Below are 13,011 nucleotides of genomic sequence, written 5' to 3' on the forward strand. Positions count from 1 at the left end.
AAAATGGAATATCACGACCCTCACCCCTTGGCGCCCGAGATGCGTGCCAGAGTCCTGGAAGAGCTGACGCGCATCGAGCGCGAGCGTAACGTCACCGTGCTTTATGCCTGCGAATCCGGTAGTCGGGCCTGGGGTTTTGCCTCAACCGACAGTGATTACGACGTGCGTTTTGTGTATGTGGAGAAACCGGACTGGTTCGTCCAGGTTGATACCGCGCGGGATGTGATCGAGCGACCGCTGGACGATGAGCTTGATGTCAGCGGCTGGGAGTTGCGCAAGACTCTGGGGTTGTTGCGCAAGTCCAATCCGACCTTGCTTGAGTGGCTGGATTCGCCGTTGGTGTATCGCAGCGAACCTGCCGCGACCGGGCGTCTGCGTGAGCTGGCCGAAGCTTTCTACAGCCCGCCGGCAGCACGAAACCATTACCTGTCGATGGCCAGGAAGAATTTTCGCGGTTACTTGCAAGGCGACAGCGTGAGGTTCAAGAAGTACTTCTACGTGCTACGGCCGTTACTCGCCGTGCGCTGGATCGATCAAGGGCTGGGTCGCCCGCCGATGACGTTCGCCGACTTACTGAACACAGTGGATGACCAGCCGTTGCTGGATGAAGTCGCCGAGCTATTGGTGCTCAAACGCAACGCCGATGAACGTGCATACGGCCCAAGACGCAACGCCTTGCACACGTTTATCGCTGCGGAGTTGGAGCGTGCCGTACCTAAACTGCCGCGTACTCAGGAAGACTCGCGATTGCTCGACGATTACTTGAGAGAGACCGTCGGGCACTACGCATAAGGATGAAGATGAAACAGGAAGTGGTTGAACTGGATGGCGCCATTGGCGGAGGCCAGGTGTTGCGCAGCGCTTTAAGCCTGTCGATGGTGACCGGTCGCGCGCTGCACATTAAAAACATCAGAGCCAAACGCAGCCGCCCCGGACTGTTGCGTCAGCACCTGACCGCCGTACTGGCGGCGGCTCGGGTTTGCGATGCGAAAGTGCAGGGCGCTGAATTGGGTTCGCAGTGCCTGTCCTTCGAGCCGGGCCAGATGCGCGGTGGGGATTTCAGCTTTGCGATCGGCACGGCGGGTAGCTGCACCTTGGTGTTGCAGACGCTGATGCCGGCCTTGCTGCTGGCGCCTGAAGCCAGTCGGGTGCGTATATCGGGTGGTACTCATAACCCGATGGCGCCGCCGACTGATTTTCTACAGCTTGCCTGGTTGCCGCAGTTGCGACGCATGGGTGCCAAGGTTGAGCTGCAGCTGTTGCGTCACGGTTTTGTACCGGCCGGTGGTGGTGAGATCGAGGTGTTTGTGCAACCGTCGAAACTGCTGCCGTTGCATCTGTTGGAACGCGGCGCCTTGCTCACGCAATGCGCCAGTGCGTTGATCGCGGGACTTGCGCCGCATGTGGCGGAGCGCGAGCTTGATCGGGTCTCCAGGCGTCTGGACATGGCGCAGGAGCAACTGAAAATGGTCACGATCAATCAGGATCAAGGGCCAGGCAACGTTCTGCTGCTGGAGCACCGGTTCGAGCACGTCACCGAGGTGTTCAGTGCCTTTGGCCAAGCGGCCCTTCGTGCAGAAAAGGTCGCTGATGTCGCGATCAACCAGGCCTTGGACTGGCTCAACAGCAAGGCCGCAGTGGCCGAACACCTTGCCGATCAATTGTTGTTGCCGATGGCGTTGGCAGGCGGTGGAAGCTTTACCACGCCACGGATGACCGAACATCTGAAAAGCAACATCGAGGTCATCGAACGATTCTTGCCAATAACTATTGATTGCAAGGAAGAAGGGGCCACCAGGCTCAGAGTTGAGTGCAAGTGCCCGGTGTGAGGACGGTGGTAGTCAGTCCTTCCGACACTACAGAAAGCCCAACCTGTTCAGGCTGGGCTTTTTTCATGCATTGAAGTTCACTGATCCTTTTCGCAATTGACCATCCACGACACGCCAAACCGGTCGACCAGCATCCCGAAACGTGCGGCCCAGAAGGTCGCTTCGAGAGGCATTTGCACGCTGCCGTCTTCGGCCAACGCGTTGAAGACGCGCTCCGCCTCGGCAATGCTGTCGACATTCAGCGAGACTGAGCAACCGGCCATGTCATCCGTGGGGCGATCAGGTGTGGTGTCCGACCCCATGATCGCCTGGTCGCCCACCGACAGGCGGGTGTGAATGATCAGGTTGTGCAGGTCCGCCGGAAAGTGCTCGCGCGCCGGGCTTTCACCGAAGGTCATCATCATTTCGAGCTGGCCTTGCAGGGCTTGGGCATAGAAGGTGAACGCGGCTTTACAGTCGCCGTTGAAGATGAGGTAGGGATTGATTTTCATGTTTTACTCCCAGTGATGAAGGAGACAGAGGGAGGCGGCATTCACCTTCGGCTCTGCAATGGTTGGACTCCATAGCAAAGCCTTAGAGGTGGTAATTGGCAAAAATCGTTTAGATGTTTTTTCTATTGAAGCGGGGCGGGTTATCACTCAATCCACGATCACCGGGACATCGTCTTCGCCCAGGCAGACCGTCAACTGTTGACCCGCCTTGTTGACGGCGCAGTTCGGTAACGATTGTTGCTTGAAGATGGCCATCGGCACGCCGACAAACAAGGTGAGCAACGTGGCCGCGACGGTCATCCGCCCAAGCATTCCGGACCGCGAAGGCAAAGGTTTGGAGGCGCTGCTTTTGATTCTTGAGCGGGCATACAGACCGCTGCACAGGAACACTGCGCCGATCAGCATGGCCACGCCGATCTCCTGTCGGCTGGTGCTCAAAATCAATTGATCGGCGTTTGCCGGATAGTTCAGTTGCCACCAGGCGCCAATGCCCAATGGCAACAGTCCGGCGCTGATCCAGCCGAAGATCGATCCGGGCAACCGAAACACAACGGCAAGTACCAGGCCGACGGTGGCAGCGCCCCAGCCGATCAGATAGAGCTGGGTCGCCATGCCGCCCCCCATAAAGGTCCCGCCGACATCGATGGGTGTTATCAGCGACCAGTCAAACGCGGCGATGTGCAGAATCAGTACGAAGACGGCGATCCAGCTCAGGGGGTAGTAGAGCCATGACCAGAGGGTGCGGGGACGGGATAACACACGAATTCCTTTTTGTGTTTGAGGGCGCGCCATTATGCGGCGTGGGTTCACGCTTTGCATCGGCGCCTCGCTCGATCCACTGAAACCAGGCCGGTTTCTAAGGCCACTGCGCGTGGCACCGTAGGACGCAGCAAACGTTCAATGGCCCCGCCCACGAGATTTTCCAGCATCTCAACCCGCTCATGTTCCTCCAGCGCCTGATGCGCCAGCCAGCTCGGCGCGCTGTTGAGCAGATTGGCGATAGCATGGGCGGCGGCACGTTGCGCCGGTTCGCTGAGACGGGCTCTGGTACCGAGCATCAGCAGCAATTTGCATTCGTACTGTTCGCGTAACTGCCGAACGCGCGCCTGCTGCTCATCATTGAGGCAACCGCTGTCGCGTTCCGCCAGGCGGAAATGCCAGGGCATTTCCTGATGCAGGTTCAGGTGTGCGCGGATCAGGTTTTGCAGTTTGTCGCGCTTCGCTGAAGTTTTTTGATCGATACGCCCAAGCGTCGACAGCAGTTCTTCATAGAGCTCTTCGATCAGGTCGAGCAGCAAGTGCTGCTTGCTGGGGTAATGGTGATACAACGAGCCCGGGGCGAGCCCCAGGCACGTCGCGAGCTCACGCATGCCGACCTGTCCGAACCCCTTGCTGGCAAACAGCTCCAGCACCTTGTCCCGGTACTCGGCGAAACGTGAGCAACGCTCAGGCATAGGCATGGAAGCCGCGCCCCGTTTTGCGTCCCAGGTAGCCGGCGGCGACCATTTCCTTGAGCAGTGGCGCGGGGCGATATTTGCTGTCGTTGAAACCGTCGTAGAAGGCTTCGAGAATCGCCAGTACGGTGTCCAGGCCGATCAGGTCCGCCAGCGCCAGCGGGCCGATCGGCTGGTTGCAACCCAGGCGCATGCCGGCGTCGATGTCATCGGCACTGGCCAGGCCTTCCTGAAAAACCAGGATCGCTTCGTTGATCATCGGCACCAGAATCCGGTTGACCACAAAACCCGGACGGTTGCCGGCGGTGATCGCGGTTTTGCCCAGGGTGGTCGCCATGTCCAGCGCCAGCGTGTGAGTTGCGTCGCTGGTTTGCAGGCCGCGAATCACTTCGATCAGGCCCATCACCGGCACCGGGTTGAAGAAGTGCAGGCCGATGAAACGCTCAGGCTCGCTGACACTGGCGGCGAGCTGGGTGATGGACAGCGACGACGTGTTGGAGGCGATCACACACTCGGTGCTGACCTGCGCGGCGATCTGTTGCAGCACGCGCAGTTTCAGGTCGAGGTTTTCGGTGGCGGCTTCGATGACCAGTTGCGCGTTCTGCAGGCTGCTGTAATCGGTGCTGGTGCGGATCTTGTCGAGGGCGGTGAGCTTTTGCTCCTGGGTCAGCGTGTCCTTGCTGACCTGCCTGTCGAGGTTTTTACCGACGGTCGCGAGTGCATTTTGCAAAGCGCTCTCGGAGATGTCGATCAAGGTCACATTGAAGCCGGCCAGGGCACAGACTTGTGCGATGCCGTTGCCCATGGTGCCAGCGCCGATCACGCCAATGTTTTGCAGATTCATGTAACACGTCCTTCCGGTCAAACCCTGCGATACCTTGGCCGAGGCAACGGCCGAAGGCGTACTATTGGCCACGAGTCTAGAACCGGCGGGACGGTTGTCCTATGCCGAAACTGTTCAACGGTGCTGGTGTTTTTTGCCATTCGGGTGATTGGGGAGCGAAGCGTTCAGATGCGGGAAAAGGACTCGGTAGCCGCCTACTTCGTGCAGGCGATGATCCATGGGCTGGGGGACAATCCGCAGCGGCGGCGGGCTGCGCTGGAACAGGCAGGTATCGATCCGGCGTTGATCGAACAGCCCGTGGCGCGGGTACCGGCCAGCGCGTTTGCCGCACTTTGGCTGATCCAGATCCGCGAGCTCGACGACGAGTTCTTCCGGCTCGATTCCCACGGCATGCCGCCGGGCAGTTTCGCCCTGATTTGCCGCGCCTTGATTCAGGAGCCCGATCTGCACAAAGCCATGCGCCAGTGCCTGAGCAACTTCTCGCTGTTCCTTCGCGACTTTCGCGGGACGCTGACGGTACGCGGCAAACGTGCGGTCATCAGCCTGGATACTTGCGCGCAAAACGATGATGTTGCGCGTTTGGGCGAAGAGACTTTTCTGGTGCTGATGATCAGTCTGCTGTGCTGGCTGGGCGGTCGGCGAATCCCCATCGATCGCGCGGATTTCCGTCATCAACGCGTGGCCCTCAGCGATGACCGTTTGCTCTGGGGCCCCAACCTGACCTTCGGCGCCGAGCGCACCGAAATCGAATTCGCGAGCCATTACCTGCGCTTGCCGGTGGTTCAGGACCTCGCCTCGCTGAAAGTGTTTCTGCGCACGGCGCCACAATGGCTGGTGATCCGCTTCCGCAACCAGCATGGCCTGGCGTCGCAGGTTCATCAGCGTTTGCGCAACAGTCATTACAGCCAGTGGCCGACCTTGCAGGCCTTCGCCCTGGAGCAACACCTCAGCCCCAGCACCTTTCGCCGCAAGCTGGAGCGGGAAGGGTGTTCGTATCAGGAGATCAAGGACGAAGTGCGACGTGGCGTGGCGTTTGAACAGTTGCGTCAGAGCAAGGCCAGCATTGGTGACATTGCCGAGCAGTTGGGTTTTCAGGAGCCGAGTGCGTTTCATCGGGCGTTCAAGAAGTGGACGGGGGAGAGTCCGGGGCGGTATCGGGCGCGGTTTCAGGAACACATGACGTCGGATCTGGATTGAGTTTTTGTCCAGTTTTTCTTTGTTAAATGTAGGAAGGTTTTCCGTTTGTAGTCCCGGTTGTAGTCCTGAAATTTCTTGTGACGACCCTCCTTTTTCAATGGATGACACAGGCCGTCGAGGTGCTGTATTTATTTGCTCCAGCTCGAATTTTTCAATGGATTGGAAACGGCATGGATGGCTTGGTCAAGGAAGTGATTCCGTTACTTCAGTATTTGCTCCCGGGGTTTTTGGCGGCCTGGATTTTTTACTCACTTACGGCATTCAAACGGCCGGACACCTTTGGACAGATAGTCCAGGCGCTGATTTTCACGTTTGTGATTCAGTCGCTGGTTGTCGGTTTGGAGGGGTTGTTGCTTTTGACGGGAGAGCGGTTTTTCTCAGTCGGCGCATGGGACAAGAAATCTGAGGCTTTATGGTCAGCAGTGATTGCAGTGGCGATGGGATTTCTTTCCTGCCACGTCGCGAACGGCGACAAGCTTCATGCGTTACTGAGGAAACTGGAAGTTACCACCCAAAAATCGTTCCCTTGCCAGTGGTACAGTGCTTTTTCATCGAGACAGGAGTTTGTGGTATTGCATTTGATCGGTGGAAAGCGTCTGTTTGGCTGGCCATGCGAATGGCCATCGGAGCCTGCAAACGGACAGTTTGTTCTCGAGTTCCCTCGCTGGATCGATAACGACGACAATCCGCTACCTAACAGGGCCAAAGCCGTTGTTATTGATGCATCGAAAGTGCAATGGGTCGAATTCGCAAAAACAATAAGGTGATCAAATGACATGCAGAGCGCCACAAGAAATGCCGCCTGAACTGAGGCGGTTAATGGAGGAATGGGAAAAAGGTGGTCCTCCTCCCCCCGGACTGGTGATTCCAACCGGTCCTCCACCTTCAAGAAGAGATGTTGAGAGACCGCGCAAGCGCAGCAGATAAACATGCCTGCGCGCCTTTCCCGCGTCACCTCATTGCTCGACCAGGCCAGACGCGCCTTGCTCCTTGTCTGGGGAACCTCTCGCGGGTTGTTTCTGGGGCTGGTGCTTGCAACCCTGATCGCTGGCATGCTCCCGGCACTGGCCGCCTGGCTGGGTCAGCGCATCGTCGATGCCGTGGTGTTCGCCATGCAGCTGCATGCACAGCAGGGCAGTGCGCCGTTATGGCCGGTCGTGCGTTACGTGCTGTTTGAAGCAGGTGTGCTTGCTTTGCTTTCCGGGACTCAGCGGGCGCTGTCGGTGCAGCAGTCGCTGTTGCGGGTGCAGTTGGGGCAGAAGGTCAACACGATGATTCTGGAGAAGGCCCAGACGTTGTCGTTGGTGCAGTTCGAAAATTCGGAGTTCTACGACAAGCTGGTTCGGGTGCGGCGCGAGGCGTCGACCCGGCCGTTGGCGCTGGTGATGAAGTCGCTGGGGCTGATCCAGAACCTGATCGTGCTGATCAGCTTCGGCGTGTTGCTGGTGCATTTTTCGCCCTGGGCGCTGGTGTTGTTGGTGATCGGCGCCTTGCCGGTTTTTTTCGCCGAAGCGCATTTCTCCGGTGATGCCTTCAGGCTGTTCACCCGCCGTGCGCCGGAGAGTCGGCAGCAGAACTACATCGAAACCCTGCTCTCCCATGAGGCCTACATCAAAGAGGTCAAGCTGTTCGGTTTCGCGCCGCTGCTGTTGAAGCGGTATCGCGAGACGTTCGCGCGACTCTACGCCGAAGATCGCCGGTTGACCTTGCGCCGGGATGGCTGGGGATTCGTGCTGGGGTTGCTCGGCACGGGGGCGTTTTACCTGGCCTACGCGTGGGTGGTGGTCGACACCGTTCACGGCAGTATCAGCCTCGGTCAGATGACCATGTACCTGGTGCTGTTCAAGCAGGGGCAGACCGCGGTGAGCAGCAGTTTGAGTGCCATCAGCGGCCTTTACGAGGATGGCCTGTACCTCTCGAGCCTTTATGAATACCTGGCTGAACCCGTCGTCGCGGATACCGGGCACCTCACCGAGGGAGCGCTGCCTGGCGATGGTCTGCGGTTCGAGAACGTCGGGTTCCGCTATCCGGGCGCGAGCCGCGCGGCGCTGGAGGGCATCGATCTGCACCTCGTGCCGGGGCACAGTGTGGCGCTGGTGGGGGAGAACGGTTCAGGCAAGACCACGCTGATCAAGTTGCTGACCCGTCTGTACCGTCCCGATCAGGGCCGCATTCTATTGGACGGCAGCGATTTGCAGGCGTGGGAAGAAGGCGCGCTGCGTCGGCGTATTGGCGTGATTTTTCAGGATTACATCCGTTACCAGTTCTCCGTGGGCGAGAACATTGGTGTAGGTGATACGTTGGCGTTCAACGATGAACAACGTTGGCAGGCGGCCGCCGCCGAGGGCATGGCCGCGCCTTTCATCGAGCGTCTGGATCGCGGCTATGCCACGCAATTGGGCCGCTGGTTTGCCGGGGGGCAGGAACTGTCCGGCGGGCAATGGCAGAAGATCGCCTTGTCCCGCGCTTACATGCGCCGTGATGCCGACATACTGATTCTGGATGAGCCGACTTCAGCCCTCGACCCGGCGGCGGAAGCGGCGGTGTTCGAACATTTCAGCGAGCACACCGAAGGTCGCATGACGCTGCTGATTTCCCACCGGTTTTCCAGCGTGCGCAATGCCGATCACATCATCGTGCTGGATCAGGGCGCGATCCTTGAGCGCGGCGACCACGACAGTCTGGTGGCGGCGGGCGGGCGTTACGCGCAGTTGTTCAACCTGCAGGCGCTAGGTTATCGATAGCCGTCAGGAGTCCTGAGTACCGCGAGTCAGCGCCGGCCCGGCCATCTGCGGCGGTTTTGCCTTCATCAAGCCTTCAAGTGCCTGGCGATACTGTGTTCCGCCCAGGCTCATGCTGTTGTTGTGCGTCCCCCCCGGCACCAGCAGCAGGCGTTTGGGTTCGCTGGCGGCATTGAACAACTGCTGGCTGAATCGTGAGGGCATGAACGCGTCGGCCAGGCCATGGACCACCAGCAGCGGCATATCGATGTCGACGATCTTGTCGATGGAATCGAATTTTTGCGACAGCAACCAGCGCACGGGCAGCCATTTCACCGGCAGGTTGCTTTCGGCCACTTGCGCCACGGCATCGCCCAGGGAAGTGAAGGTGGACTCGATCACCAGACCGCGCACCGGGACGGCGATGTGGTCTTTTTTCGCCTGTGCGGCCAGGTCAGCCGCCAGGTCGATGGCCACGGCGCCACCGAGGGAGTGGCCGTAGATCAGGCGCTTGCTGGCGTCAGGTTGCATCGTTTTGAAACGTTCCCAGGCGGCTCGGGCGTCTTCATACACGCTGGCTTCCGACGGCAGATCCCCTTTGCTTTGACCAAAACCACGGTAGTCGATGGCCAGCACTGAGTAGCCCATGGCGCGCAATTGCTCGATGCGGAATGCCTGACCTGTCAGATTCCAGCGCACGCCATGCAGATAGAGGATTGACGGTGCATCACGACGCGCGGCAGGCCACCACCAGGCATGCAGGTTTTGCCCACCTTTGAAGCTCGCGGATTTGATGTCGAACTCCTGAACATCCTTCGGCAAGCCGCGATACCAGCCGGCGGTGCCCGGCTCGATACGAAACAGCAACTCGCGCTCGGTGTGCTCAAGCACCCCGCAACTCACGGGCAGACCGACAATCAGCGCGGCCATGCACAGCAAGGGCAGCCAGCGTCGGCGCAGACGTGTGAGCAGGGAGGAGGGCATGGGTCGGTCTACCGGTAAAAAAACTTAAGTTCGGTTTTTAACAGAAGCGCACCGGCGACGGGAAAATTTTCGACAGCCGTTCACCCACCCCTGTAGGAGCAGAGCTTGCTCGCGAATGCGCAGTGTCAGACAACGGAAATGTTGAATGACACACCGCCTTCGCGAGCAAGCTCTGCTCCTACAAAAGGGTCGGTGTTGTCAATCCACCCGCAACACAATCTTGCCAATGTGATCGCCACCTTCCATCCGCGCATGAGCCTGCGCCGCATCGGCCAGCGGATAGACCTTGTCGATCATTGGCAGACAACGCCCGGCAGCCAATACCGGCCAGACGTACTCGCGCAGTTGCTCGGCGATCGAGGCTTTTTCTTCGCGGGTCCGCGAGCGCATCAGTGAGCCGGTGATCGTCGCGCGTTTGCTCATGATCGCCATCAGGTCGACGTCTTTGGCGTGGGCACCGCCGAGAAAGCCCAGCATCACCAGTCGACCCTCCATGCCGAGCGCCGCGATGTTCGAATTCAGGTACGAGCCGCCCATGATGTCGAGGATCACATTGACGCCCTTGCCGGCGGTTTTTTCCTTAATCACCTCGACGAAATCCTGATCGCGGTAGTTGATCGCCTCCGCGCCCAACGTGCGGATCGCCGCGCACTTTTCCTCACTGCCTGCCGTGGCGAAAGCCTTGACGCCGAACTCGCGACACAACATCAAGGCCGTCGTGCCGATGCCGCTGGTGCCGCCGTGAATCAATGCCCGCTGGCCTTTGCTGGCGCCACCCATGTCGAACAGGTTCGCCCACACCGTGAAGAACGTTTCCGGGACCGCCGCCGCTTGCACCCAATCCATGCCTTGAGGAATCGACAGTGTCTGGCTGGCCGGTGCGACGCAGTATTGTGCGTAGCCGCCGCCGTTGGTCAGTGCGCAGACGTTGTCGCCGACGATGAATTCGCTCACGTCTTTGCCGACCGCGACCACTTCGCCGGCCACTTCCAGGCCAGGGATCGGGCTCATGCCGGGCTTCATCGGGTACTTGCCGGCCCGTTGAATCACGTCGGGGCGATTGACCCCGGCGGCGTGCACGCGAATCAGCACTTCGCCGACACCGGCGGTAGGCACCGGCTCCTGGCGCGGCTTCAACACCTCGGGACCTCCGGGTTCGGTGATTTCAATCAGGGTCATGGTGGAGGGCAGATTCATGGGAGTGTCCTGTCTGGAAGGTGTTCAGTAAGTGGGACCACATCAAGGTGGCAGTGACTCAGTTCAATGCCGGTTGCAGCCGATCGTGACGGTTCAGCAGGCGCATGCCCGGTTCCAGCAGCAGCGCCACGACAATGGCTCCCGCCGCAACGATGAACAACAACCCGTGATGCCAGCCGCTGGCATTGAACAGTGCCGAATAGGCAAACCCGGCAATCGCCTGGAAGGTGGCGAACGACACGGTGGCGCGACTCCAGGCAATTTGCTGCGGGTGATGCTGCGGGATTAGTTCGTGAACCCGGGCCAGAGCCAGCGGCACGATGCCCGGCGGGAACGAGCCGAGGATCACCGCCAGCAAGGCCAGCGCGGTGAAGGAGCTGGAAATCGACAGCAGACCCACGGCAAGCGCCTGTACCGCCAGCACCAGGCGAATGCTCAGTCGTGCGCCCAGTTTGTCGGCCAGGAAACCGTAGCTCACCGGACCGATAATCGCGCCCACACCGTACATCACCCAAATCAGCGCACCCACATGCGACCCGGCACCGAGCCCGCGGGCGACGTAATCCACCAGAAACACCATGGCGGGTACGAGGCCGGCCGCCATGAACGCGTACTGGGCAAACAACAGATAAACCCTCGGATCGGTCGGCACACTGGATTTGTCACCAGAGATCACGACGGTTGCAGGGTGCGCGGCTGACGGCCAACCGAACCAGCTTGCGGCGGTCAGCACCAGCGCCAGCAAACCGAGACCGAACCAGGTGTTCTGCAAACCCAGGCTCAGCAGCGGCGGAACAATCGTTCCCGATCCGGCAATGCCCAAACCGATGCCCAGAAAAATCGCACCGCTGGCCAATCCTCGACGGGCGACCGGCACATGCGGCAGTACAGTCGCAGCGACCAGCACCATGATCGCGCCACCCGCGATGCCCGACAGCAGGCGCCAGCCAAAGAACCAGCTCACCGACAGCGGAAAGCCACAGGCGAAAAACGACAGCGTCACCGCCAGCATCATCAGGCGCAGCGCGCTTTTGTTGGAGGTGCGGCGAGCCAGCGGATGGCCGATCAGTGCACCGATCAGGTAACCGACCAGATTGGCGGCGCCGAGGTACACCACGTCGCTGGCGGAAAACCAGTGCGCCTGGATCAACGAAGGAATCAACGGCGTGTAGGCAAACCGCGCCAGACCGATGCTGACGAGGCTGGCGCAAAGACCGGCGAAGATCGGCAGCCAGATCACGCTGCGCGGGGTGGTTGATGTACTGAGCATGGGGGCTGTCCTGTAGGTTTATCTCTAATGCCCAGCTTATCCAGATTTTCTGATTCAATAACGCAGCGAGTTTGCGCTATCGTGATGCATATATGCATCAGTGGAGAACCGTATGAATTGGGATGACGCACGGGTATTTCTCGCGGTTTGCCGGGAATCGACGCTACGCGGCGCAGCGCGGGTGCTGGGTGTCGATCAGGCCACCGTTGGCCGGCGAATCACGGCACTGGAAAAGTCCTTGAGTGCGACGCTGTTTCTTCGCACGTCCGAGGGGTACGCGCTGACTGCCGTTGGCGAAGCCGCATTGAAAGTCGTGGAAAAAATGGAGCATTCCGCCCTGGAACTGCAACGACAGATTCAAGGGCTTGATGATCGACTGACGGGCACCGTTCGGGTCAGCACCACCGACTCCATGGCCATCGACTTCCTGATCCCGGCCATTGCCCGCTTGCACGAGCAACACCCCGACGTGCGGGTGCAACTGGACGCCTCGACGCAAATTCTCAGCCTGTCGAAACGCGAAGCCGACATCGCCGTGCGCAATACCCGGCCCGATAACCCTGACCTGATCGCCCGGCGCATTGCGCGTTGGCCGGTGGGCCTGTTTGCTTCGCAAGACTATGTGGACGCCCACGGCGTGCCGGCACCGGGTTCAGCGTTCGAGGGGCATGATCTGGTGGTGTATCAGCCGTATTTGCAGGGCAACAAGGAGATGACGCTGGTCTCGGAGCCGCTGGGGCGCGGGCGCATCGTATCGAGCCTGAGTTCCGGTCTGCTGGTGCGCCGGGCCATTGCCGCCGGGCTCGGTCTGGGGGAAATTCCGGTGTACATGGGGGAGAGGGACGCACTGGTGAGGCTGTGGCCGGAGCGCACACGACCGGTGCCGTATGACGTGTGGCTGGTGACCCACGCCGACTTGCGGCATACCGCCAGGGTACGTGTGGTCATCGATGAGATTGTTGCGGGGTTTTCGGGGACGGGCGAGTAAGGCAAAAAGATCGCAGCGAGGCTGCGATCTTTTGACG

The 13,011-nt window shown here is 59.9% G+C and carries 13 protein-coding genes; 6 read left to right on the top strand and 7 right to left on the bottom strand.

What is annotated here, in order from left to right; all coding sequences use genetic code 11:
* The first annotated feature begins 3 nt into the window (after window positions 1-3).
* Both KJF94_RS07420 and rtcA read left to right on the top strand, forming a co-directional pair.
* A complete protein-coding gene (locus KJF94_RS07420) occupies window positions 4-792 on the top strand; it encodes a nucleotidyltransferase domain-containing protein (RefSeq protein ID WP_214382275.1) in 789 nt (262 codons plus the stop codon).
* A gap of 8 nt (window positions 793-800) precedes the next feature.
* Window positions 801-1,829 (top strand): RNA 3'-terminal phosphate cyclase, encoded by a 1,029-nt coding sequence (gene rtcA, locus KJF94_RS07425; protein ID WP_214382276.1) that lies wholly within the window; start codon window positions 801-803, stop codon window positions 1,827-1,829.
* A 77-nt stretch (window positions 1,830-1,906) separates the two neighbouring features.
* Here the strand turns inward: rtcA and KJF94_RS07430 are convergent, their stop codons facing one another.
* The 4 genes from KJF94_RS07430 to KJF94_RS07445 all read right to left on the bottom strand — a co-directional run bounded on the left by KJF94_RS07430 (window position 1,907) and on the right by KJF94_RS07445 (window position 4,618).
* Window positions 1,907-2,320: a VOC family protein gene (locus KJF94_RS07430; RefSeq protein WP_017337912.1), complete on the bottom strand. Its 414-nt coding sequence runs from the start codon at window positions 2,318-2,320 to the stop codon at window positions 1,907-1,909.
* A 147-nt stretch (window positions 2,321-2,467) separates the two neighbouring features.
* Window positions 2,468-3,079, bottom strand: coding sequence for a hypothetical protein (locus tag KJF94_RS07435; protein ID WP_250548231.1), 612 nt, complete (start codon window positions 3,077-3,079; stop codon window positions 2,468-2,470).
* 47 nt (window positions 3,080-3,126) lie between these two features.
* Entirely contained in the window at window positions 3,127-3,780 is a 654-nt protein-coding gene (locus KJF94_RS07440) for a TetR/AcrR family transcriptional regulator (protein WP_214382278.1), read from the bottom strand.
* Window positions 3,767-4,618: a 3-hydroxybutyryl-CoA dehydrogenase gene (locus KJF94_RS07445; RefSeq protein WP_214382279.1), complete on the bottom strand. Its 852-nt coding sequence runs from the start codon at window positions 4,616-4,618 to the stop codon at window positions 3,767-3,769. Before KJF94_RS07445 ends, KJF94_RS07440 begins: the two co-directional genes overlap by 14 nt.
* A gap of 168 nt (window positions 4,619-4,786) precedes the next feature.
* Here KJF94_RS07445 and KJF94_RS07450 point away from each other — a divergent pair, with 168 nt between their 5' ends.
* From KJF94_RS07450 to KJF94_RS07460, 3 genes are all read left to right on the top strand, one after another.
* Entirely contained in the window at window positions 4,787-5,815 is a 1,029-nt protein-coding gene (locus KJF94_RS07450) for an AraC family transcriptional regulator (RefSeq protein WP_214382280.1), read from the top strand.
* A gap of 170 nt (window positions 5,816-5,985) precedes the next feature.
* Window positions 5,986-6,582 carry a DUF6338 family protein gene (locus KJF94_RS07455; RefSeq protein WP_214384768.1) on the top strand — a complete coding sequence of 199 codons (597 nt, stop codon included), beginning with the start codon at window positions 5,986-5,988 and terminating at the stop codon, window positions 6,580-6,582.
* A gap of 162 nt (window positions 6,583-6,744) precedes the next feature.
* Window positions 6,745-8,559 (top strand): ABC transporter ATP-binding protein, encoded by a 1,815-nt coding sequence (locus KJF94_RS07460; protein WP_214382281.1) that lies wholly within the window; start codon window positions 6,745-6,747, stop codon window positions 8,557-8,559.
* A gap of 3 nt (window positions 8,560-8,562) precedes the next feature.
* Here the strand turns inward: KJF94_RS07460 and KJF94_RS07465 are convergent, their stop codons facing one another.
* From KJF94_RS07465 to KJF94_RS07475, 3 genes are all read right to left on the bottom strand, one after another.
* Window positions 8,563-9,519, bottom strand: coding sequence for an alpha/beta hydrolase (locus KJF94_RS07465; protein ID WP_214382282.1), 957 nt, complete (start codon window positions 9,517-9,519; stop codon window positions 8,563-8,565).
* 198 nt (window positions 9,520-9,717) lie between these two features.
* Complete coding sequence (locus tag KJF94_RS07470) at window positions 9,718-10,716, bottom strand: NAD(P)H-quinone oxidoreductase (protein WP_214382283.1); 999 nt, start codon at window positions 10,714-10,716, stop codon at window positions 9,718-9,720.
* A gap of 58 nt (window positions 10,717-10,774) precedes the next feature.
* Entirely contained in the window at window positions 10,775-11,986 is a 1,212-nt protein-coding gene (locus KJF94_RS07475; protein WP_214382285.1) for a YbfB/YjiJ family MFS transporter, read from the bottom strand.
* 112 nt (window positions 11,987-12,098) lie between these two features.
* On the opposite strand from KJF94_RS07475, the gene KJF94_RS07480 reads away from it, so the two are divergent.
* Entirely contained in the window at window positions 12,099-12,974 is an 876-nt protein-coding gene (locus KJF94_RS07480) for a LysR family transcriptional regulator (RefSeq protein WP_214382287.1), read from the top strand.
* The last annotated feature ends 37 nt before the right edge of the window (window positions 12,975-13,011 follow it).

The organism is Pseudomonas hormoni, from assembly GCF_018502625.1.
Lineage (GTDB): Bacteria > Pseudomonadota > Gammaproteobacteria > Pseudomonadales > Pseudomonadaceae > Aquipseudomonas > Aquipseudomonas hormoni.